Raw genomic sequence first — 21881 nt, 5'->3', positions numbered from 1 at the left:
TTACTCCATGACCCGCCGCGTCTCGCGCGGCAGTTCCCCGAAACGTTCCCGGTAATACTCCGAGAACCTCCCCAGATGTCCGAACCCTACGCCCAGCGCCACTTCGGTGACGCTGGCGCCTGTCTGCGTGCGCAACCGGTTTCTGGCTTCGTCCAGCCGCAGCGCCCGCAGCGCATTCATGGGCGTGGTGTTGCGGTGTTCCTGGAACAGGCGCGTCAGCGCGCTGGCGCTGGCGCCGGCGTGACGGGCGATGTCGGCCAGGGTGAGCGGAGCAGCGAGGCGGTCGCGCATATAGGCTTCGGCGGCGCTCAGGCGGCGCGGGACGGCGGGGGCGATGCCGGCGTGCGCCTGCCAGCTGTTGGGCTGGTTGTAGAGCAGGTGCAGCACCAGCGTGTCTTCCAGGTGCTCCAGCCAGGCCGCGGGCGGACGGGGGGCGCCGTCATCCAGGGTGGGCAACAGGTGGATCAGGCTTTCGACCATGCTGCGCCAGACGGCGCCCACGGGATTGTCCAGGCGCAGGGCGGGGCTGAAATCCAGCGGCCTGGTGGCGGCCTCGCCGAATGCGCGCTGCCCGATGGCTTCGAGCTTGCCGCGGGGGATCTTGAGCAGCAGCTGTTCGCAGCCGGCTTCCCAGTGCAGCTTGAGCGGGCGGTTGGGGGCGATGACCGCGGCGCAGTCGGGGTCGGCGTCGACGCGGTCGTTGCCGCATTCGATACAGGCGCGGCCGCTCAGGGGGACCTGGACCAGCATGAAATCCTGCAGGCGGTCGGGTTCGATGTGGACTTCGGCGCCGTAGCGCAGCGTACAGACCGTCAGCGACCCGAAGCGGCCCCGGTTCAGTTCGGCATCGACGCGGCCACCCTTCCAGGTGAGACGGTGTTCCTTCAGGGCTTCAGATACGAGGGTGCGCGTCTCGTCCTGCTGGGTGGAGCTGAAGACGCGCCGCTTGAACAGCGGCGCAAGCGTAAGTCGGGACCAGCCGTGCATGGATGCCTCCGGGACGGGAACGCTCCCGTGTCACTGCCGAGGGTAATTTAAACGTCAAGGACTTGGAATTAAGTGATTCCCGGATAAGGTTGACGGAATCCGGATAGAGCGGCCCCCTGGCGCGGCCTAATCTAGCCGGCAGGCCCTTCGCGTGCAGGTTGGAGGGCGCCGCCGCGGCGCGTAAGCTGGCGGCGTTGTTCGGCAGCATGCGTTAACCGACGGCAGACGGGTTCTGTCAGCTTTCCGCCGGCATGGCCAGGCGGGGATAACGGGGTGGCTCATGAATCGGAATCTATGGAGCCGGCGCGCGCTGGCTGCGCTGGTGTGCATGACGGCGGCGGCGGGCGCGACGGCGGCGGACAAGGTCAAGGTCGGCTTGCTGACCACGCTGTCGGGGCCGGGCGCGGCGCTGGGCAACGAGATCCGCGACGGCTTCAACCTGGCGCTGCAACATACGGGCGGCAAGCTCGGCGGCTTGCCAGCGGAAGTCGTGGTGGCGGACGACCAGCAGAAGGCGGACACGGGCCGCCAGGCAGTGGAGCGGCTGTTGAAGCGCGACCGCGTGAACGTCATGACGGGCATCGTGTTCTCGAATGTGCTGCTGCCGGTGATGCCGGCCATCCTGCAGTCGGGCACCATCTACCTGAGCACCAATACTGGCCCGGAGAACTATGCGGGCGCAGGCTGTAATCCGAATTTCTTCGCGGTGGCATGGCAGAACGAGGACATCCCGGCCGCGATGGGCAAGTACGCCACAGACCAGGGCTACAAGAGCGTGGCGCTGATCGCGCCGGATTATCCGGGCGGACGCGAATCGCTCAACGGTTTCAAGCGCCTGTACAAGGGCGGGCTGTCCGAAGAGATCTACACCCAGCTGGGGCAGTTGGATTATGGCGTGGAGATCACGCGCCTGCGCGCCAGCAAGCCGGACGCGGTGTTCTTCTTCCTGCCCGGCGGCATGGGCGTGAATTTCATCAAGCAGTTCAACGGCGCCGGCCTGTCCAAGGAGATCGCGTTGCTGGCGCCGGGCTTCTCGGGCGACGAGGACACCATCGCGGCGGTGGGCGCGCCCATCGAGGGCATGCGCAATACCTCGCAGTGGGCCTCGGACCTGGACAACCCCGCCAACCGCAAGTTCGTCGAGGACTTCCGGAAGACCTACAACCGCAGCCCCACGCTGTATGCCTCGCAGGGCTATGACGCGGCCATGTTGCTGGACAGCGCGGTGCGCCAGACCGGCGGCAAGCTGGAGGCGGACGCGCTGCGTCCGGCGCTGCGGCGCGCGGACTTCAAGTCGGTGCGCGGCGATTTCAAGTTCAACCGCAACCAATATCCGGTGCAGAACTATTACCTGCGCATCGTCGAGGCCGGGGCGGGGGGCAAGTTGTCCAATAAGCTGTCGGGCACGGTGCTGACCCAGTATCAGGACCCTTTCGCCGCAGCCTGCCAGATGAAGTAGGGCGGACATCCGCAACAAGGAGATACGTATGACCCAGAACATTACGACGCGCGAAGTGACGGTGGCCTCGCATGACGGCAAGTCCTTCGGCGCCTATCTGGCCGTGCCGGCGTCCGGGCATGGCCCGGGTCTGGTGCTGTGCCAGGAGATCTTCGGCGTGAACGATTTCATGCGCCGCGCGGCGCAGCTGTTGGCCGAGGAAGGTTATGTGGTGCTGGTGCCGGACCTGTTCTGGCGCCAGCAGCCGGGCATCCAGCTGACCGATGGCCCGGCCGACATGCCGCGCGCCTTCGAGCTTTACCAGAAATTCGACGTAGAGCTGGGCCTGAAGGACATCGCGTCCACCATCGCCGCGCTGCGCGGGCTGCCTGAACAGCAGGGCGGGGTGGGCGTGCTGGGCTACTGCCTGGGCGGCAAGCTGGCCTACCTGGCCGCCTGCCGCACCGACGTGGACGTGGCCATCGGCTACTACGGCGTAGGCATCGAGAACAGCCTGGACGAAGCGGCGCAACTGCGCGGCCGGCTGGTGCTGCACATCGCCGAGCAGGACGGCTTCTGTCCGCCCGAGGCGCGTCAGCGCATCCTGGAAGCGCTGGGCAACAAGCCCGGGGTGCAGATCTACGTCTACCCGGGCATGGACCATGCGTTCGCGCGCACGGGCGGGGACCATTACGACAAGCCTTCGGCGCTGATGGCGCATCAGCGCAGCATGGCGGCCTTGCAGCGCGCCATCGGGCCGGAGTTCGACTATTCGTACTTGTGGGACAAGCACTGCGAGTACGAATTCGGCACGCGCGATGTGGCGGCGACCATGGCGACCATGGTGGCCGAACCCTACGTTAACCACATTCCCACCATGACCGGGGGCGTGGGCCACAAAGAGCTGAGCCGCTTCTACCAGCATCACTTCGTCAACAGCAATCCGCCGGATACGCGCCTGGTGCCGCTGTCGCGCACGGTGGGCGCGACGCAGATCGTGGACGAGCTGCTGTTCTGCTTCACGCACACCACCGAGATCGACTGGCTGCTGCCGGGCGTGAAGCCCACGGGCAAGTACGTGGAGATTCCGCTGATCGCCATCGTCAAGTTCCGCGGCGACAAGCTCTATCACGAGCACATCTATTGGGACCAGGCCAGCGTGCTGGTGCAGGTGGGCCTGCTGGACCCCAAGGGCCTGCCCGTGGCCGGTCGCGAGACCGCTGCCAAGCTGCTGGACGAGACCCTGCCGTCGAACACGTTGATGGCGCGCTGGAAAGAAAGCGAGAACAAGTAGGAGCCGGACATGTCATACACCGAAGAGCAATTGGCCGCGATGGTGCGCGGCGACAGCGTGCACCGCGGCGTCTACACCGACCCCGCCATCTTCGACCTGGAGATGCAGCGGATCTATGGCCGCGCCTGGATCTACGTGGGGCACGAAAGCCAGGTGCCCAAGACGGGCGACTACCACACCACGCGCCTGGGCGACCAGGACGTGCTGATGGTGCGCGCCACCGACGGCCGCGTGCATGTGCTGTACAACCGCTGCCCGCACAAGGGCGCCAAGGTAGTGGCCGACGGCGAGGGCTGCGTCGGCAAGTTCTTCCGCTGCCCCTACCACGCCTGGACCTTCAAGCTGGATGGCAGCCATCTGGGCGTGCCGTTGAAGCAGGGGCTGGAGGGTACGGCCTACGATCCCGCCGATCCGTCCTTTTCGATGCGCCGGGTGGCGCGCGTGGAAAGCTATCGCGGCTTCGTGTTCGCCAGCCAGGCCAAGGACGGCCCGGCGCTGGAAGACTTCCTGGGCGGCGTGCGCTCGTCGATCGACAATCTCTGCGACCGTTCGCCGGTGGGCGAGGTGGAAGTGGCCGGTGGCATCTTCCGCGTCATGCAGCGTTCCAACTGGAAGGTGTTCTACGAGAACCTGCACGACACCATGCATGCCCGCGTCACGCATGAATCGTCGTATGCCGCGGCCCGCGACGAAGCCAAGGAAATGGGCGAGATGCCGCTGGAGCTGCACATCATGGACGGCAACGGCGAACCCTACGAATTCTGGGAAAAGCTGGAGCTGCGCGCCTATCCCAACGGCCACGGCTACATGGAAGGCATCTTCAATCCGGGCGCGGCCGAGCGCGACCCGGTGTCGCGCGCGCATTTCGAAACCCTGACCGCCGCCTACGGCGAGGCGCGCGCCCGCGAGATCCTGGGCATGAACCGCCACAACACGGTGATCTACGGCAGCGGCTCGCCCCACACGGTGTTCCAGCAGTTCCGCGTGATCCGACCCATCGCCGTCGACCGCACCATGATCGAGATTCAGACCTTCCGCTGCAAGGGCGCGCCGGACGGCGTTTTCAAGCGCGCCATGCTGTACGCCAACGTCATCAACTCGCCTTCGTCCAACGTCATGCCAGACGACATCGAACTCTACAACCGCTGCCAGGAAGGCAACGCCACGCGAGGCGGCGAATGGGTCAGCATGCACCGCTACCACGGCAGCGACCGCAGCGATAGCGAAGGCCTGGTGTCGGTCAACGGCACCAGCGAGCTGCCCATGCGCAACCAGTTCGACGCCTGGAAGACCTATATGGAAGCCGGCCCCGCCGCCGCCGAAGCCGCCACCGGAGACCGCTCATGCTGCTAGACCTTGATTTCGACGTGAGCACGGAAGGCCTGTCGCCGGCCGAGGTCCCGGCCGACGCCTATCACCGCATCGCGCAGTTCCTGTACCGCGAGGCCCGCCTGCTGGACGAACGCCGCTACGACGACTGGCAGGCGCTGTGGACCGCCGACGGCATGTACTGGATGCCGCGCACGGCGGGCCAGCAGAGCCCCTACGACCACATCTCGCTGTTCTGGGAAGACCGCATGCTGCGCGACGTGCGCATCCGCCGGCTGGAGCATCCGCGCAACTGGTCGCAGCAGCCGCCCACACGCAGCGCGCGGCTGGTGGGCGCGGTGGAGATCGAGGGCGTGGACGCCGGCGGTAATCTGGTGGTGCATTCCACCTTCCAGATGACCGAATGGCGCAAGCGCCAGCCGCGCCAATTGGCGGGCCGCTATACCCACAAGCTGGCCGCCGAGGGCGACAGCTGGCGTATCCGCATGAAGCGGGTGGATCTGGTCAATTGCGACGACGTGCACGACGTGTTCGAGGTGTTCGTGTGACTGCGACCGACGCCGCGGTGCTGGCGCTGCACTTCCAGAACGACGTGCTGCACCCCGAGGGCAAGATCCGTGTCGGCCTGGATGCGGACAGCGGGGCGCGCCAGCGCCTGCTGGACAACGCGGCGGCCCTGCTGGCGGGGGCGCGGGCGCATGATCTGCCCATCGTGCACGTGCGCATCGCATTCCGGCCGGATTACGCCGACCTGATGGCCAATTGCCCCATCTTCCGCAACGTGGCCGCCATCGGCGCGGTGCCGGAGGGGCAGTGGGGCAGCGCGTTTTACGAGGGGCTGCAGCCGCTGGCCGGCAGCGCGCGCGAGTTCGTGGTGAAGCACACCCGCATCAGCGCCTTCTACGGCACGCCGCTGGAAGAGACCCTGCGGCTCTTGGGCGCGCGTCGGCTGGTGGTGGCAGGCGTCGCCACGCATTCGGTGGTGGAGGGCACGGTGCGCCATGCGGCCGACATCGGCTTCGAGGTCATGGTGGCGCAGGACGCCTGCGCGTCCGCCGACCCGGCGGTGCATGACGCGTCGCTGGCCAGCATGCGCCTGATTGCGCAAACCGGGCCGGTGGCGGAAGCTGTGCGCTGGGCCGCCGCGCCTCATTGATCAAGGATTCATCATGGATTTCACAGGCTTTCCCGGGCTGGCCGGCAAGACCGCCATCGTCACTGGCAGCACCCAGGGACTGGGCGCGGACATCGCGCGCGGCCTGGCCGCGGCTGGCGTCAACGTGGTGCTGGTCGGGCGCAACGCCGAGGCCGGCCGCAAGCTCGAAGACGAGCTGGACGGCCGTGCGCTGTATTGCGAAACCGACATCGGGCAGGACGCGCAGATACAGCGCTGCATCGATGCTGCCGTGGCGCGTTTCGGACGGCTGGATATCCTGGTCAACAACGCTTGCCAGTACGCGGACCGGGGCCTGGCCTCGTCGCGCGAGGAATGGCACAACACGCTGGACACCAACCTGGTGTCGGCGGCCATCTTCACGCAACTGGCTGCGCCGCTGCTGCCGCGCGGCGGCGTGGTGGTGAACATGGGCAGCACCGGCGGCAAGTTCGGCGCGGCCGGGCGCGCGCTTTATCCGGCGTCCAAAGCGGCGCTGCTGCAGATCACCAAGAACTTCGCGGTGGAGCTGGCGCCGGCCGGCGTGCGCGTGCTGGCGGTGTCGCCGGCCTGGACCTGGTCGCCGTCGGTGGAACAGTTGTCGGGCGGTTCGCGTCCAGCGGCGGACGCGGTGGGAGCGCATTTCCATCCGCTGGGGCGGGTAGGGTCGGGCGAGGAGATCGCCGCGGCGGTGTGCTTCGCCTGCTCCGACGCGGCTTCGTGGATGACGGGTGTGGACATACCCGTGGACGGCGGCTTTTCCATCCTGGGGCCGGACCGCGGCATTTCGCCGCGCGCCTGGTTCAAGGAACTGGCGCCCTGAGGGCGCCAGCGGGCAGGGTCAGCGGATGACGATCTGCCCTTCTTCGACGGCGGCCTTGCCGCCGATCTGGTCTTCCAGGAATTCCTGCACCTTGTTGCCCACCTGAATCGTCGCGCCGCCGCAGAAGCGGCGCGCGGCCTGGATGGTGGCGCTGGCCAGGGGCTGCAGGTCCAGCACCAGCTGGGCTTCCTCCGCGTCCAGCGCCAGCAGGTCCTGGCTGAGCTTGACGTGGGTGTTGCGGGCGCGGTCGGCTACGTCGCCCGGGGCGCGTTGAGGATTGGCCTTCAGGAACATCAGCAGTTGCTCCAGCTTGGATTTTTCCTCGTGCATCTTCTGGCGCTTGCGCGCCAATGCCGAACGCTTGATGTCGGCATGCGGATCCAGGCCGGCCTGCACCAGCGTCGGGATGCCCGAGGGCGAACCAATGGTGCCGGCGCGTACGGCCTGCATGGCGCGGGTCTGGCCGCCGGTGATGGCGCTTTGCTGGGTGTTGGGCGGGCCGACGTTGACGCTGCCGCCGGCCGCGATGCTGCTCTGGCGGATTTCGCGCTCCACGTCTACGTCCTTGCCTGCACTGATGACGGCGTTTTCGATGAACTTGGCGCGCAGTGCGCCGCCACAGACGACGCGCGCGGTGCGCGCGGCGGCGGTGGCGTCTTGCAGGGCTTCGGCCAGGCCGATGATGCCACCCTTGACCGTGACGTTGCCGCCGGCCTCGACCAGCGCAGCTTCCATGGTGCCGTTGACCATCACGTCGCCCGTCACGTGGACTTCCATGGTGGCGGCGATGTCGCCGCGCACCAGCAGCGAGCCTTCGAAATGGATGTTGCCGGTGCTGAGGTTGACGGCGTCGACTTCGACCAGCGGATTCACCTGCACGCCGTGGCTGACCAGGGTGGGCGTGCCGGCGATGGTGGCGCGCAGCAGCAGCGGATCTTCCGGGTCGACGGCGGCGCCGGACAGGTCGCTGGCGAACGGCGTGTCAGGCAGTTCGTTGGGCAGGATCGGTTCGCCCAGCACGGTGCTGCCGTCCACGCCGGGCAGGGGCGGCGTGCGCCGCATCAGTGGCATGCCGGGCGTGACCAGCAGCAGGCTGCCGAGGTCGCGGTAGTCGACCTGGGCCAGTTCGTCGATATCCTGGCCGCGGGGCTTGAGGCGGTCCAGCAGGCTTTCGAAGCGCGTCGGGGTGCCGCGGGTGGGCGGCGTGCCGCGGGCGATCTGCGTGGTTTCGCGGCGGCCCTGCGTGACGGCGTCGATCAGCTCCTGTTCCAGGATCCCGTGGACAATGCCGCGTTCGGCCAGCACCTGGCGCACGGCTTCCAACGTGACGGGCTTGCCGCCCTTGGGCGGGAGCAGGGTCAGCAGGGCAGACATGCGCTCGGCGTCCAGTTCCAGCTCTAGTGAGCCGTCGATGACCTGGCCGACCGGGGCCTTCACGGTTTCGTTGGCGTGGCGGCACAGGTCGATGAAGGTCAGGACGGCCTGGCTGTCCAGCGCCTCGGCACCCCAGCCCTGAGCGACGGCCGCCGCTGCCAGGGTGTCCCAGCTGGGCAGGTCGGCATTGACGTTGGGACGCGGTTCGTCGTCGTCGACCGCGACGCTGACCTCGGTGTCCAGGGCGGTTGCGCCGTCTGTCTCGGCTGGCGAGGCGGGCGCCAGGGCGGAATCCGCCGAGTCGGGACGCGCGGGCGGCGTGTAGACCGCCGTCAGGACGTTGGTCGTGGCGTCCAGCGTCAGCCGGAGCGTGTTTTCTGCGTCCATCTTGCCTCTCTCCAGCCTGGTGTTTCTGCCAGGTGAAATTATTTGGTAATCATAGGAAATATTAAGTCATATTCTATCCCAAGCGTTATAGGCTACTGGAAAGTAGGTGGGGCAAATTCCGCCGCATGCCCTAGTTCTGCCCCTGTTTGCCCGGGATGGCGACCGTCCGGGCAGGACTAGGGCGTCGGTACTAGCGACAAAAGGGCGTTGCCGCAGCAGCATAGGAGCTCGATTCCGCGTCTTCGGACGCCGCCGGAGCCGCCCATGCACCGCCATCCCTGTCCCGTCCTGCCGGCCCTGCGCGCCTTCGCGGCGCGCGCCGCGGGCATGGCGGCGCTGGCGGCCCTGGTGAGCGGCGTTCTGGCCCTGGCGCCCGCCGGTTCCGCCCAGGCGGCCGACATCTATCGCTACAAAGATCCGTATGGCGTGTGGCGGTCGATGAAGGTGCCCACGGGTTACGCCAAGTATTACAAGCGGGCGCAGGCCAGGACCGCCTGGCGCGGCAGCAGCATGAAGGTCTGTCTGGACTGCGAGCCCAAGTCCGGCGATGGCGCGCGCCTGGTGACGCTGGCCTCTGCCTCGCGCGCGCAGCGTTGGGAAGACCTGAAGGTGCCGCAGGCGCATGACGGGCTGATTGCCCGGGCGGCCCGGGAGTCGGGCGTGGACCAGGCCTTGCTCAGGGCCGTGATCGCAATCGAATCGGGCTTTCGCAGCGATGCGCGTTCGCCCAAGGGGGCGTTGGGCCTGATGCAGTTGATGCCTGCCACCGCGGCGCCGCTGCTTTCAGTGGCTGACGTGGAGACGGCGCTGGTGGATCCGGCGACCAATGTGAACGCGGGCTCGCGCCATCTGCGCCGGCTGATCGACCAGTATCCGGGCCGGCTGGATCTGGCGCTGGCGGCCTATAACGCGGGGGAAGGGGCGGTGCGCAAATATGACGCCGTGCCGCCCTATGCGGAGACCCAGGCGTACGTGCGGGATGTGACCGCCTTGTACGAGCACTACAAGGCGCCTTGAAGGGGAGCGGCCGCGGGCCGGCTCCCCGGCGTCGTTACATGGACGCGAAGACCTTTTCGGCGATGTCCAGGGTGGACTTGATCACCGCGTCGTCGTGCGTGGCCGAGACAAAGCCCGCTTCGAAGGCGGACGGCGCGAAGTGCACGCCGTGGTCCAGCATGGCATGGAAGAAGCGATTGAACGCCGCCGTGTCGCAGGCCGAGACTTCGGCGAACGAGGTCGGGACCTTATCGCTGAAGTAGATGCCGAACATGCCGCCCACCGAGTCGGCCGAGAAGGCCAGGCCCGCGGTGCGGGCGCGTTCCTGCAGGCCCTGGGCCAGCTTGGCGGTCTGGGCCGACAGCTTGTCGTAGAAGCCCGGAGCGGCGATCAGGCGCATCGTGGCCAGGCCCGCGGCCACGGCCACCGGGTTGCCCGACAGCGTGCCGGCCTGATAGACGCCGCCCAGCGGGGCGATGTGCTTCATGATCTCGGCGCTGCCGCCGAAGGCGCCCACCGGCATGCCGCCGCCGATCACCTTGGCCAGCGTGGTGATGTCGGGCTTGACGCCGGTCAGGCCTTGCACGCCTTGCGGGCCGACGCGGAAACCGGTCATGACTTCGTCGAAGATCAGCAGCGCGCCGTGCTGCGTGCAGACCTCGCGCAGGCCTTCCAGGAAGCCAGGGGCCGGCTTGATCAGGTTCATGTTGCCGGCGACCGGCTCGACGATGATGCAGGCGATGTCGGCGCCATGCTGGGCGAAAGCCTCGCGCACGGCGTCCAGGTTGTTGTATTCCAGGGTCAGCGTGTGCGAAACGAATTCCGGCGGCACGCCGGCCGAGCTGGGGTTGCCGAAGGTCAGCAGGCCCGAGCCCGCCTTCACCAGCAGGCTGTCCGAATGGCCGTGGTAGCAGCCTTCGAACTTCACGATCTTGGCGCGGCCGGTGGCGCCGCGGGCCAGGCGGATGGCCGTCATGGTCGCTTCGGTGCCCGAGCTGACCAGGCGCACCTGCTCCAGCGAGGGCAGGCGCGAGATCAGCACTTCGGCCAGCTCGATTTCCGCTTCGGTGGGAGCGCCGAAGGACAGGCCGTTGACCGCCGCGTCCTGCACGGCGCGCACCACTTCAGGATGCGAATGGCCGAGGATGGCCGGGCCCCAGGAACCGACGTAGTCGATGTACTGCTTGTCTTCCGCGTCCCACACGTACGGGCCCTGCGCGCGCTTGATGAAGCGCGGCGTGCCGCCCACGGAGCGGAAGGCGCGAACGGGCGAGTTGACGCCGCCGGGGATGCTGCGGCAGGCGCGTTCGAAAAGCTGAGCGTTACTGGACATGGCGTTCAAGGCTTGCGGTTGGGGTTTGCGGAATAGGGCGCGGAGCATGCGGCCGCGGCGGCGCGGATGCTGGGCGCTTCGAATAGCGCGGTGATGACGGCAATGGCGTCGGCGCCCGCTTGGGCCACCAACGGCGCGTTGTCGGGCGTGATGCCGCCGATGGCGACGACCGCGGGCCGGGGGGCGTCGCAGGTGTCCGTCAGGCGGCGGGCTTCGGTCAGCACCGACAGCGGCGCGCGCACGGTGTCGGGCTTGACGGTGGAGGCATACATGGCGCCGAAGGCGATGTAATCGGCGCCCGCGGCCAGCAGTTCCTGCGCGCGGCCCAGGTCGTCGTAGCTGGAGCCGCCCAGGATCAGGTCGGGACCGGCCTCGGCGCGGATTCGCGCCAGGCTTTCGTCCTCGCGGCCGACGTGCGCGCCGTCGGCGCCCACTTCCAGCGCCAGGCGCCAGTCGTCGTTGATCAGGAAGACTACGCCCAGCTCGCGGCACAGCGGCGCCAGCGCGCGGGCCTGGGCGGCGCGCACGGCGTCAGGCACGTTCTTGCGGCGCAGCTGCAGCGAGCGCATGCCGCCCGCGGCGGCCTGGCGCACCGCCAGCAGCAGGCGATCGGTGTCGTCCCATTCGGGGGTGACGCCATACAGGCCAGTGGGGAAGCGCAGCGCTTTCATTGGGAGGGAATCCGGTTGGGAATGCGCCGGCCCATGCCCGGCAGGAAGCTGGCGGCGACTGCCGCGTCGGCGTGCGCCAGCCCCTGGCGCACGGCTTCCGGCATTTCCAGGCCGCGAGCCAGCATGGCCGCGATGGCAGTGGCGGCCACGCCGCCGGCGTCGCCGTTGCGGTCCGGGGGCGCCTGCCAGGGCAGGGTGGCGGTCTGACCGTTGGGGCCTAGCAGCATGTTGGCGTAGTGGCCGGGCCGCTGCGGGCTGCCCAGAACCAGAACCCATTCCGCGCCCGCCGCCAGCAGGGCGTGCATGGGTGTCGGTGCGTCCCCGATATCAATGTCGCCGTCGGCGTGCCACTGCGCCAGACGCAGGTGCTCGATGATCAGCAGGTCCGTCTGCGGCAGCACCAGCTCCAGGGTGGCGGCCAGCAGGTCGTCGGCATCGTCCTCGTCGGCGGCGTCGGCCGGCGGCTGGGCGCGCTGGCCCAGATGCAGGACCAGCGGCACCTGGCTGTAATCGGCGGCGATCTGCGCTGCGACGCTGGCGGTTTCCGCGGTGTATAGTCCGCCCACCTTGATGGCCTGCACGGACATGTCTTCGAGCAGGCAGCGCGCCTGATCGTCCAGCAGGTCGGGTGTAACGGGATGGATTTCTTCGATGCCGGCGGTATCCCGCACGGTCAGCGCGGTCACGGCCGCGAGGCCATGGCAACCCAGGCCGGCACAAGTGACGGCATCTGCCGGCAAGCCGTCGGAACCCGAGGGATCGAGCGGACCGAAGACCAAAACGAGAGGGGGAGTAACGGGGGCCACTTGGACAGCGTTAGAGTGGGGGGGCGCCCGGACTCATTTGCGGTGAATCAGGGGAACCCCTATTGGGTTTCGGTAAGATTGTCCCCATTCTAATGGAAGCCCCTCACCTTTGCCCTGATGCCGGGCAAGGGCCTGGATTGATGTAAGAGAGAACTATGCGTACTTGGATGTGTTTGATTTGCGGCTGGGTCTATGACGAAGAGGCCGGCCTGCCCGACGAAGGCATTGCGCCCGGCACCCGCTGGGAAGACGTGCCCCCGAACTGGGTCTGTCCTGAATGCGGCGCCCGCAAAGAGGACTTCGAATTGATGGAAATCTGAGGCCATAGCGCCGACATATTCCGCCAAGGCTCGTAAGATGGGGCTAGGCCCCATCCCTCGCAACCGTGGACCCGACTGCCGCCAGGCATGATGCTTGCTGGATACGCGCGGCCTCCCCACGGTTCTTTCAGATTACCCATGTAGGGGTTGCCATGACGGAAAAACATCACGAAGACGCCGCGACGCAGGCAGCCAATTTTGCCAACCAGTTCCTGATCGCCATGCCCGGCATGGTGGAAGGCAGCCTGGCGGGTTCGGTCATCTATGTCTGCGAACACACCGAACGTGGCGCGCTGGGCCTGGTCATCAACCGGCCCACCGACCTGACGCTGGGCACCTTGTTCGAGCGCATCGACCTGACGCTCGAGATCGGTCCCGTGAAGGACACCCTGGTCTTCTTTGGCGGTCCGGTGCAGACCGACCGCGGTTTCGTGCTGCACGCGCCGGCCGGCGACTACAGCTCCAGCATCAAGCTGGGCGACATGGCGCTGACCACCTCGCGCGACGTGCTGCAGGCCGTGGCCGACGGCAAGGGGCCGGCCCGCATGCTGGTCACGCTGGGTTATGCCGGTTGGGGCGCGGGCCAGCTCGAGAGCGAGATGGCGCAGAACGCCTGGCTCAGCGTGGGCGCTGACGACGACATCATTTTCGACGTGCCCCCCGAGGAACGCTATCCGGCCGCGCTGAAGCTGCTGGGCATCGATCCGGTGATGCTGGCGGGCGATGCCGGACATGCCTGAAGAGACCCTGCTTGCCTTCGATTTCGGCGAGAAGAAGATCGGCATCGCCATCGGCAATACGCTGACGCGCCAGGCGCGTCCGCTGGAAATCATCTTCAGCGAAGTCCGCGAGGCGCGCTTCGGCCGCATCGCGGCGCTCTTGCAGGAGTGGCAGCCCCACCGTGTCGTCGTGGGTCTGGCCCTGGACGCCGACGGCGGCGAGCAACCCGCCACCGCGCGCTGCCGCCGCTTTGCCAATCAATTGCACGGCCGCTTCGGCCTCGCCGTCGAACTGGTCGACGAACGCGGTTCCAGCATGGAGGCGCAGCGCCTGCTGGGCACCCATGCGGCGGACGACGCGATGGCGGCGGCTGTTATCCTGCAACGATACCTGGACACCCTGCCTGCGGCTTGATGCACGCGGTCCGGACTGCCTATGCTCAATCCGCAACTCGATCGCCGCGGCGAACTGATACACCTGTTGACCACCGAAGGGCTGCCCCGCAGGCACGTCGAACGGCTGCTGGACGCGGCGCGCGCCTGGGCGGCGCGCGGCGATACAACGGGAGAGGCGCCAGCCGGCCCGTCGTCCGCGATGCCGGTATTCCTGTGCCTGCCCGATGAGTCCACGCAAGACCGCGATGCCTTTGCCGCCGCCGCGCAGCGCGTGTCGCTGTCTGCGGTCATGCTGGATCCGCAGGCTGGCGACGCGCTGGCCGCAACCGTCTCGCGCCTGGCCCCGGGCCTGCTGGTGCTGCGCCATGGCGCCAGCGGCGCGGCGCATTGCGCGGCCGCGCACGCGGCGCCGGGCCTGCGCATCCTCAACGCAGGCGACGGCTGCCACGCCGATCCCTTGCCCGCGCTGGCGCTGGTGCAAGCCATGCTCGACGCGCGGCAGGACCTGACCAACCTGGCCGTGACGCTGGTGGGCGACATCCGCCACTCGCGCGTGGCGCGTCCCGTCATCCATGCCATGACCACGCTGGGCGTGCCCGAAGTCCGCGCCGCCGCGCCGCGCACCCTGTTGCCCGACGGACTGCCGCAGCTCGGCGTGCGCGCCTGCGCCTCGCTGCGCGAGGGCTTGCAGGATGCAGACGTCATCATCGCGCTGCCCTTGCAAGTGGAAGGCATCAGCGGCGCGCAACTCCCTTCCGCACGCGAATACGCGCAGGCCTACGGCCTGACGCCGGATGCCCTGGCCGCGGCCCGCTCCGATGCCCTGCTGCTGCCGGCGGGCGTGTTGACGCCCGGCATCGAGGTCGACGGCGATGTGTCGGCCAGCCTGGCGCCCATCGAGGCGCGGCTGGAGGATATCGAGCAGCATCTGCGTCTGGCCGCCTTGGAATTGCTGACCGGAGACGCGTCGTGAGGCTGCATATCGCCAATGGCCGGCTGATCGATCCCGCCAACGCGGTGGACGGACAGCACGACCTCTACATCGCCGACGGCCACGTCGTCGCCGTGGGCCGCGCGCCCGACGGTTTTCAAGCGGATCGCTCGCTGGACGCCAGCGGGCTGGCGGTGTTGCCGGGCCTGATCGATTTGTCCGCGCGCGTCACGCAACCGGGCGCGGCGGCCTTCGCCGCTGCCGAACTGCGCGCGGCGCTTGCCGGTGGCGTCACCCGGCTGGTGCTGCCACCGGACCCTGGCGCGCCGCTGGATGAACCCGGCAAGGCCGAGGCCTTGATGCGCCACGCCGAGGCCGGGCAATGCCGGGTCCATCCCTTGGGCGCGATGACGGTGGGACTGGCCGGCGAAACGCTGGCCGAGATGGGCCTGCTGGCGCAGGCGGGCTGCCTCGCCTATACGCACGGCGAACAAGGCATCGCCGATACGCGCGTGTTCTGGGGCGCGATGCGCTACGCCAGCGGCATGGGCCTGGCGCTGTGGCTGCGACCACAGGATCCGTGGCTTGCGCGCGGCGCGGTCGCCGCAAGCGGCGCCTACGCCGAGCGCCTGGGCCTCGAAGGGCTGCCGCCGCAGGCGGAAACCGTGGCCCTGCACACCATTTTTGAACTGCAGCGCGCCACCGGCGCGCGCGTGCACCTGACGCGGCTGTCCTCGGCCGCTGGCCTGGAACTGCTGCGCGCCGCCCGGCGCGAGGGCCTGCCGGTCACGGCCGACGTGTCCGTCCACAGTCTGCACCTGACTGACGTGGACATCGGCTTCTTCAACACGGACTTCCGCCTGAACCCGCCGCTGCGCGGCCAGCGCGATCGCGACGCGATCCAGGCCGCGTTGGCCGACGGCACTGTCGATGCGCTGTGCTCCGATCACAATCCGATCGACGACGCCGCCAAAGCCGTGCCGTTCCCGTTGGCCGAGCCCGGCGCTACCGGACTGGAGCTGCTGCTGTCCCTGGCCCTGAAGTGGGCGCGCGACCACCGCCGACCTCTGCCCGAAGCACTGGCGCGGGTCACTTGCGGCCCCGCCGCGGTGCTGGCCAGCGTTTCTCCGCTGGCCGCATCCGCCGGCCATCTGGGCGTGGGAGCGTCAGCGGACCTGTGCCTGGCCGATCTGGAAGCCGAATGGCTGGTGATGCCCGGCGCGCTGCAAAGCCGCAGCGGCCATACCCCGTTCGCGGGTATGATGCTGCCCGGCCGCGTACGCGCCACCGTGGTAGGTGGCAGCCTGGCCTGGGAGACTCCGGTTTGAAGCTGCTGCGCTTTGTCCTTAGGCTGTTCCTCGTGGTGCCCTGGATTCTCTTCGGCCTCTTGTGTGTAGGCCTGGTATATCCCCTGATCGGCCCCAAATCACGTGCCTGGCTGAACCGCCGCTGGTCGCGCTGCCTGATGGCTTTCTGTGGCCTGCGGGTCGTCCTCAAGGGCGAGCCGCGCCTGACCGGTCCGGTGCTGCTGGTGGCCAACCACGTGTCCTGGATCGACATCTTCGTGCTGAACTCGGCGCGCGCCACGTCCTTCGTCGCCAAAAGCGAAATCCGCAGTTGGCCGATCATCGGCTGGCTGGTGGCCGGCGCCGGTACGCTCTTCATCGAACGCGGCCAGCGCCACGCGGTGCACGCCATGGGTGAATCCATGCAAGCCCGCTTCAAGCAGGGCGACGCGGTGGGGCTGTTCCCCGAAGGCACGACGAGCGAGGGTTTCGAGTTATTGCCCTTCCACGCCAGCCTGTTCGAACCGGCGCGTTCGGCCGCCGTCGAGATCCAGCCCGTGGCCTTGCGCTTCCTGCAGCATGGCAAGCGCAGCGGTTACGCGGCGTTCGTGGGGGAAGAGTCCTTGGTTGCGAATCTCTGGCGGGTGCTGGGGGTGACCGGACTGGCCGTCGAAGTGGTGTTCCTGCCGCCGTTGGCGGCGCGGCATCCGGACGGGAGTTTGCCTACGCGGCTGGAGTTGTCTCATCAGGCGCGGGATGCGATTTCGAGTGTGCTGTAGCGCATAAGCGCTTCGTAGGTCGTCCGTCGTCGCGGGCGGCCTTTTGGGGCTTACGCGGTGTCTTGCGTCGCGTGTTGGCGCTGCGCGCTGGTGGTTGGTGATTTTGGGTATGCGGGACGTTGAAGCGCGTCGGTTGGCCAACCATCGTCATTCAACGTCAGTGCGGGATGGGTGGCGCGCGTGACGGTCAGCATGCGCAAGCAGTTCGTCACCGCGCGCCATCCATCACCGCCCATCCCCCATGAGCTGGCGACCATTAGCAAACCACTCGCCGCATTCGCGCAAGCGAACACAATCGAAATTCAAGGAATCACGTATGTCATTCTCGGCCGCCCGCGCGGCCGAGAATGACGGGCAGCCCAAGAATCGTCCCTGACCACAGCTCTAGCAGCGCATCAGTCCAAGATTCAAGTAGCCCATCGGCGCGGGCGCCTGAGTGGCGGGCAACCTCGATGCGCCCGAGGGAATCTGAAGGGAAGGCCGAAGGCCTGGACGAAGATGACGACGGGGCAGTCCGGAGCGAAGGCTCCGGACCGCAATCGTGGGCGCCCGCCACTCAGGCGCCCGCGCCGATGGGCGGCCTACGAAGCACTGGAACGGCGCCTCGAAACCATGCAAACGCAGCCTCGGGCGAACTCAGCGCCAGAAGCTACAAAGCCCGCCTACTTCCCAGCACTATCCGACCACCCCTTGGACAACTCCACCGCCTGCCGCCACCGCTTCATCCGCGCAGCCCGCACGGACTCCGGCCAAGTCGGTTCGAACGTCCGCTCAGCCTGCCACTTCGAGGCAAACTCCTCCAGCCCCGACCAGAACCCTACCGCCAGCCCCGCCAACCCCGCGGCGCCCAGCGCCGTCGATTCCGATACGCGCGGGCGGACCACCGGGACGCCCAGCAAATCCGCCTGCATCTGCATCAGCAGGTCGTTGCGGGCGGCGCCGCCGTCCACGCGCAGCTCGGTCAGCGCGATGCCGCTGTCGCCGTTCATGCAGGTCAGCAGTTCGGCGCTTTGCAGAGCGATGGATTCCAGCGTGGCGCGGGCGATGTGGGCGCGGGTGGTGCCGCGGGTCAGGCCCACCAGCGTGCCGCGCGCATACGGATCCCAGTGCGGCGCGCCCAGGCCGGCGAAGGCCGGGACCATGAAGACGTCGTCGGTGTCGGCCACGCTGGCGGCCAGGGATTCGATTTCTTCCGAACGCTGGATGATGCCCAGGCCGTCGCGCAGCCACTGCACCGCCGCGCCGGCCACGAACACGCCGCCTTCCAGCATGTAGGTCGGGCGCCAGCCGCTGTTGCCGGCCTGCGGCAGGCCCCAGCCTACCGTGGACAGCAGGTTGTTGTGGGACTGCACAGGTTTTTCGCCCACGTTCATCAGCATGAAGCAGCCGGTGCCGTAGGTGTTCTTTGCCATGCCCGGCGTGAAGCAGGCCTGGCCGAAGGTGGCGGCCTGCTGGTCGCCGGCGTTGCCGGCAATCGGGATCGAACCGCCCAACCATTCGGGCAGGGCTTCACCCACCACCGCGCTGCTGGGCGCGATGGTGGGCAGCACGCTGCGCGGGATCTTCAGCAGCGCCAGGATCTCGTCGTTCCAGTCCTGCGTGTGCAGGTCGAACAGCATGGTGCGCGAGGCATTGCTCGGGTCGGTGCTGTGCACCGCGCCGCCCGTCAGTTGCCAGATCAGCCAGGTGTCCACCGTGCCAAAGGCCAGTTCGCCGCGATCGGCCATCTGGCGTGCGCCCGGCACGTGATCCAGCAGCCAGGCGAGCTTGGTGCCGGAAAAATAGGCGTCCAGCACCAGGCCGGTGCGCGATTGCAGGAAATCGGCGTGGCCGTCCTGGCGCAGTTGGTCGCACATGGGCGCCGTGCGGCGGTCCTGCCAGACGATGGCGCGCGCCAGCGGGCGGCCGGTGGCGCGTTCCCAGATCAGGGTGGTTTCGCGCTGATTGGTGATGCCGATGGCGGCGATGTCGGCGGCGGTCGCGCCGGCATTGCGCAGGGCTTCGCGCGCCACGTCCAGCTGGCTATGCCAGATCTCGCTGGCATCGTGCTCGACCCAGCCCGGCCGCGGATAGTGCTGGCGGAATTCGCGCTGGCCCACGCCGCGCACCACGCCCTCACGGTCGAACACGATTGCGCGGGAGCTGGTCGTGCCCTGGTCCAGGGCTAGGACAAATTCATTCGTCGTCACTTTGTTTGGCGCCGTTCAGGTGTGCCCCGGCCAGAGGGTCGAGGCGTCTAAAGGAGAAGGTCGAAGCCATGCACAGCACGCCGACGACGATGAAGCCCGCGACGACATCGCGGATCGCCAGCGTTTCCGCGCCGCGCAGGGACATGCTGATGTTCAGCGTCACCGCGGCCACGCCCACGCCCAGGCTGATGCCCAGCTGCTGCGCCATCGCGGCGAAACTGCTGGCGCGGCTCATCTTGGACGGGGGGATGTCGGCATAGGTTAGCGTATTTACCCCGGTGAACTGCAGCGAACGGAAAAAGCCGCCGACCAGCAGGATCGCGATCATCAGCCACACCGGCGTGGTGGGCGTGAAGGCGCCGCAGACCACGATGAACGCGCCCGCCAGCACGGCGTTCACGGTCAGGACCCGGCGAAAGCCGAAGTGCTTGACGATGGGGGTGGCCACGAACTTCATCAGCAGCGCGCCCGCGGCGCTGGCGAAGGTGATCAGGCCGGCCGCGAACGGCGTGAGGCCAAAACCCACCTGCAGCAGCATGGCCAGCAGGAAGGGCGTGGCGCCCACGGCGAAACGGCACAGGTTGCCGCCCAGCGTGGAGATGGCGAAGGTGGGGATCCGCATCAGCGACAGGTCGATGATGGGGTGTTCGGTGCGCTTGGCATGCCAGCCATAGAGCAGGCCGCAGATCGTGCCGACCACGATCAGCCCCAGCAGCACGGACGGCGGCATGACGTCGCGGCCGATGGCCTCGAAACCGCTGACCAGGGTCGCCAGGCAGATCGCGCTGAGCAGGAAGCCCGGCCAGTCCAGGCGCGGGGCGGCTTCCTCGCGGATTTCCGCGACGTAGCGCAGCACCAGGAAAATTCCCAGGATACCGATAGGGATATTGATCAGGAAGATCCAGTGCCAGGACATGTAGGTGACCATGAAGCCGCCCAACGGCGGTCCGATCACGGGGCCCAGCAGGGCCGGAATGGAAAGGAAGGACATGGCCTTCAGCAAGTCCTGCTTGGGCACGGTGCGCAGCAGGATGATGCGCCCCACCGGCACCATCATTGCGCCCGCCATCCCCTGGACGATGCGGGCCAGGACCAGTTGCGGCAGATCCTGGGACAGCGCACAGGCCACCGAGCTGAGCGTGAACAGGCCGATCGCCGCCACGAATACCCGCCGCGCGCCGTAGCGGTCGGCCGCCCAGCCGCTGACGGGCACGAATACCGCCACCGACAGCAGGTAGGAAGTAATGGCCACGTTCAGCCGTACCGGGGTCGAACCCAGGGCGTGGGCCATGGCTGGCAGGGCAGTGGCGACCACGGTGGCGTCCAGCATCTGCATGAACAGCGCACAGCCCACGATGAAGGGAATCATGCGCGCCGCGCGCGCGGCTTGCTCACTGGAAAGAGGAGCGGGGCGGGCTGCTGCTGCGGTTTCTGCGGACATGGCGGGCGGGGGCGATGGGTGCCGCGAGATTGTAACGCCGGGGGGTGGGCCGCCGTGAAGTAAACTCCCTACATCCGAAACCCATTGAAATTGGTGCCATGGCGACCAACTACGAATCCGAGATCACCCTTTTCCTGAAGGACTACAAGAAATCGCATCCTGGCACCGAAGAGCGCCAGCGCGAGGGCCGCGCCCGCCTTTGGGACAAACCGCAGGACTCGGAGCTGCTGGAAGGCTTCCGCGCGGCCCGCGTGCCGCAAAAGCCGTACGTCTACCAGGCCGACTGAGCCCATTGCGGCAATCATGGCCCAAAACGCTTCCGTCCCGGGCGACGCCCTGGCCGCGCTAGTGGAACCGCCCGTCGACAGCACCCCTGACACGATCGACAGCGTGGCGTTCGCGCGCCTGTATGGCGAGCCGCTGTTCCAGATGCCCACGGACCTGTACATCCCGCCGGATGCGCTGGAAGTGTTTCTGGAAGCGTTTGAAGGGCCGCTCGACCTGCTGCTCTACCTGATCCGCAAGCAGAACTTCAATGTGCTGGACATCCCCATGGCGGATGTCACGCGGCAGTATCTGTCGTATGTGGAGCAGATCCGCATCCACAACCTGGAGCTGGCCGCAGAGTACCTGCTGATGGCGGCGATGCTCATCGAGATCAAGTCGCGCATGCTGCTGCCGGTCAAGAAGACCGACACCGGCGAAGAGCCGGAAGATCCACGCGCCGAACTCGTGCGCCGCCTGCTCGAATACGAGCAGATGAAGCTGGCCGCCCAGAAGCTGGACGCGATGCCGCAGCTGGGCCGCGACTTCGTCAGCAGCCAGGCGGTGGCCGACCTGAGCGTCGAGCGCATGCTGCCCGAGGTCAGCGTGGACGACTTGCGCGCGGCGTGGGCCGACATCATGAAGCGGGCCAAGCTGAACCAGCATCACCACATCACGCGCGAACAGTTGTCCGTGCGCGATCACATGACGCATATCCTGCGGCGCCTGAACGACGTGCGCTTCATGGAATTCGGCGACCTGTTCATGGAGCGCGTCCGCGAAGGCGCGCCCGCGGCGGTGGTCGTCGTGCATTTCATCGCCATGCTGGAGCTGGCGCGCGAGTCCCTGCTGGAAATTACGCAGGCCGAGCCCTATGCTCCCATCTACGTGCGCCTGGCCTACACCAGCGTGTCGGCGGTCGCGGCCTGATCCTCACCGGGCTGCTCCCAACCCCGGAGAAACTC

23 protein-coding genes are annotated in these 21881 nt (G+C 67.8%); 16 read left to right on the top strand and 7 right to left on the bottom strand.

What is annotated here, in order from left to right; translation table 11 throughout:
- Positions 1–987, bottom strand: a complete 987-nt coding sequence (locus tag HV793_RS04550; protein ID WP_119452194.1) for an AraC family transcriptional regulator — start codon at positions 985–987, stop codon at positions 1–3.
- Between the two features lie 280 nt (positions 988–1267).
- Between HV793_RS04550 and HV793_RS04545 the strand changes: the two genes are divergently transcribed.
- From HV793_RS04545 to HV793_RS04520, 6 genes are read left to right on the top strand one after another with little or no spacing between them, the layout of a single operon-like run.
- Positions 1268–2446, top strand: coding sequence for an ABC transporter substrate-binding protein (locus HV793_RS04545; RefSeq protein ID WP_054459409.1), 1179 nt, complete (start codon positions 1268–1270; stop codon positions 2444–2446).
- A gap of 28 nt (positions 2447–2474) precedes the next feature.
- Positions 2475–3719 (top strand): dienelactone hydrolase family protein, encoded by a 1245-nt coding sequence (locus HV793_RS04540; protein ID WP_054459407.1) that lies wholly within the window; start codon positions 2475–2477, stop codon positions 3717–3719.
- Positions 3720–3728: 9 nt separating this feature from the next.
- Positions 3729–5072: an aromatic ring-hydroxylating dioxygenase subunit alpha gene (locus tag HV793_RS04535; RefSeq protein WP_175212749.1), complete on the top strand. Its 1344-nt coding sequence runs from the start codon at positions 3729–3731 to the stop codon at positions 5070–5072.
- The gene (locus tag HV793_RS04530; protein ID WP_175212748.1) at positions 5063–5596 is read left to right on the top strand and encodes an aromatic-ring-hydroxylating dioxygenase subunit beta; all 534 of its coding nucleotides are present in this window, start codon (positions 5063–5065) and stop codon (positions 5594–5596) included. Before HV793_RS04535 ends, HV793_RS04530 begins: the two co-directional genes overlap by 10 nt.
- Positions 5593–6204: a cysteine hydrolase family protein gene (locus HV793_RS04525; protein ID WP_054459402.1), complete on the top strand. Its 612-nt coding sequence runs from the start codon at positions 5593–5595 to the stop codon at positions 6202–6204. Before HV793_RS04530 ends, HV793_RS04525 begins: the two co-directional genes overlap by 4 nt.
- A 13-nt stretch (positions 6205–6217) precedes the next feature.
- Positions 6218–7024, top strand: a complete 807-nt coding sequence (locus HV793_RS04520; RefSeq protein WP_054459400.1) for an SDR family oxidoreductase — start codon at positions 6218–6220, stop codon at positions 7022–7024.
- An 18-nt stretch (positions 7025–7042) separates the two neighbouring features.
- Here HV793_RS04520 and HV793_RS04515 read toward each other — a convergent pair whose 3' ends face one another.
- On the bottom strand, positions 7043–8785 hold the full coding sequence (locus HV793_RS04515; protein ID WP_119452195.1) for a flagellar assembly protein A: 1743 nt from the start codon (positions 8783–8785) through the stop codon (positions 7043–7045).
- Between the two features lie 264 nt (positions 8786–9049).
- On the opposite strand from HV793_RS04515, the gene HV793_RS04510 reads away from it, so the two are divergent.
- Entirely contained in the window at positions 9050–9802 is a 753-nt protein-coding gene (locus HV793_RS04510; RefSeq protein WP_054459396.1) for a lytic transglycosylase domain-containing protein, read from the top strand.
- Positions 9803–9836: 34 nt separating this feature from the next.
- Here the strand turns inward: HV793_RS04510 and hemL are convergent, their stop codons facing one another.
- The 3 genes from hemL to HV793_RS04495 are packed head-to-tail and all read right to left on the bottom strand — an operon-like array spanning position 9837 to position 12591.
- Positions 9837–11114, bottom strand: coding sequence for a glutamate-1-semialdehyde 2,1-aminomutase (gene hemL, locus HV793_RS04505; protein WP_175212747.1), 1278 nt, complete (start codon positions 11112–11114; stop codon positions 9837–9839).
- A 5-nt stretch (positions 11115–11119) separates the two neighbouring features.
- On the bottom strand, positions 11120–11785 hold the full coding sequence (thiE, locus tag HV793_RS04500) for a thiamine phosphate synthase (RefSeq protein ID WP_054459393.1): 666 nt from the start codon (positions 11783–11785) through the stop codon (positions 11120–11122).
- Positions 11782–12591, bottom strand: a complete 810-nt coding sequence (locus HV793_RS04495; RefSeq protein WP_119452196.1) for a bifunctional hydroxymethylpyrimidine kinase/phosphomethylpyrimidine kinase — start codon at positions 12589–12591, stop codon at positions 11782–11784. The genes thiE and HV793_RS04495 overlap by 4 nt, the downstream gene beginning before the upstream one ends.
- 155 nt (positions 12592–12746) lie before the next feature.
- Here HV793_RS04495 and HV793_RS04490 point away from each other — a divergent pair, with 155 nt between their 5' ends.
- The 7 genes from HV793_RS04490 (at position 12747) to HV793_RS31030 (ending at position 17373) form a co-directional block, all read left to right on the top strand.
- Positions 12747–12911 (top strand): rubredoxin, encoded by a 165-nt coding sequence (locus HV793_RS04490; RefSeq protein ID WP_003814980.1) that lies wholly within the window; start codon positions 12747–12749, stop codon positions 12909–12911.
- Between the two features lie 152 nt (positions 12912–13063).
- Complete coding sequence (locus tag HV793_RS04485; RefSeq protein WP_054459390.1) at positions 13064–13651, top strand: YqgE/AlgH family protein; 588 nt, start codon at positions 13064–13066, stop codon at positions 13649–13651.
- A complete protein-coding gene (gene ruvX, locus HV793_RS04480) occupies positions 13644–14045 on the top strand; it encodes a Holliday junction resolvase RuvX (RefSeq protein ID WP_054459420.1) in 402 nt (133 codons plus the stop codon). Before HV793_RS04485 ends, ruvX begins: the two co-directional genes overlap by 8 nt.
- A 21-nt stretch (positions 14046–14066) precedes the next feature.
- Positions 14067–14999: an aspartate carbamoyltransferase gene (locus HV793_RS04475; RefSeq protein ID WP_175212746.1), complete on the top strand. Its 933-nt coding sequence runs from the start codon at positions 14067–14069 to the stop codon at positions 14997–14999.
- Positions 14996–16285 (top strand): dihydroorotase, encoded by a 1290-nt coding sequence (locus HV793_RS04470; RefSeq protein ID WP_175212745.1) that lies wholly within the window; start codon positions 14996–14998, stop codon positions 16283–16285. The genes HV793_RS04475 and HV793_RS04470 overlap by 4 nt, the downstream gene beginning before the upstream one ends.
- Positions 16282–17022 (top strand): lysophospholipid acyltransferase family protein, encoded by a 741-nt coding sequence (locus tag HV793_RS04465; protein ID WP_054459385.1) that lies wholly within the window; start codon positions 16282–16284, stop codon positions 17020–17022. The genes HV793_RS04470 and HV793_RS04465 overlap by 4 nt, the downstream gene beginning before the upstream one ends.
- Positions 17023–17214: 192 nt before the next feature.
- Positions 17215–17373 carry a hypothetical protein gene (locus HV793_RS31030; protein WP_217481755.1) on the top strand — a complete coding sequence of 53 codons (159 nt, stop codon included), beginning with the start codon at positions 17215–17217 and terminating at the stop codon, positions 17371–17373.
- A 311-nt stretch (positions 17374–17684) separates the two neighbouring features.
- Here HV793_RS31030 and glpK read toward each other — a convergent pair whose 3' ends face one another.
- Together glpK and HV793_RS04455 are read right to left on the bottom strand one after the other, a co-directional pair.
- Positions 17685–19211: a glycerol kinase GlpK gene (gene glpK / locus HV793_RS04460; RefSeq protein WP_119451860.1), complete on the bottom strand. Its 1527-nt coding sequence runs from the start codon at positions 19209–19211 to the stop codon at positions 17685–17687.
- Positions 19198–20652 (bottom strand): DHA2 family efflux MFS transporter permease subunit, encoded by a 1455-nt coding sequence (locus tag HV793_RS04455; protein WP_054459292.1) that lies wholly within the window; start codon positions 20650–20652, stop codon positions 19198–19200. Before HV793_RS04455 ends, glpK begins: the two co-directional genes overlap by 14 nt.
- Before the next feature lie 98 nt (positions 20653–20750).
- Between HV793_RS04455 and HV793_RS04450 the strand changes: the two genes are divergently transcribed.
- A complete protein-coding gene (locus tag HV793_RS04450) occupies positions 20751–20939 on the top strand; it encodes a DUF3460 family protein (RefSeq protein ID WP_042796240.1) in 189 nt (62 codons plus the stop codon).
- A 16-nt stretch (positions 20940–20955) separates the two neighbouring features.
- Positions 20956–21846: a segregation and condensation protein A gene (locus HV793_RS04445; protein WP_054459290.1), complete on the top strand. Its 891-nt coding sequence runs from the start codon at positions 20956–20958 to the stop codon at positions 21844–21846.
- Positions 21847–21881 lie beyond the last annotated feature (35 nt).

This window comes from Achromobacter aegrifaciens (assembly GCF_902859965.1).
Lineage (GTDB): Bacteria > Pseudomonadota > Gammaproteobacteria > Burkholderiales > Burkholderiaceae_B > Achromobacter > Achromobacter aegrifaciens.
Note: the sequence above shows the minus strand (reverse complement) of the source record. Positions and strands in the feature narration are given on the sequence as shown.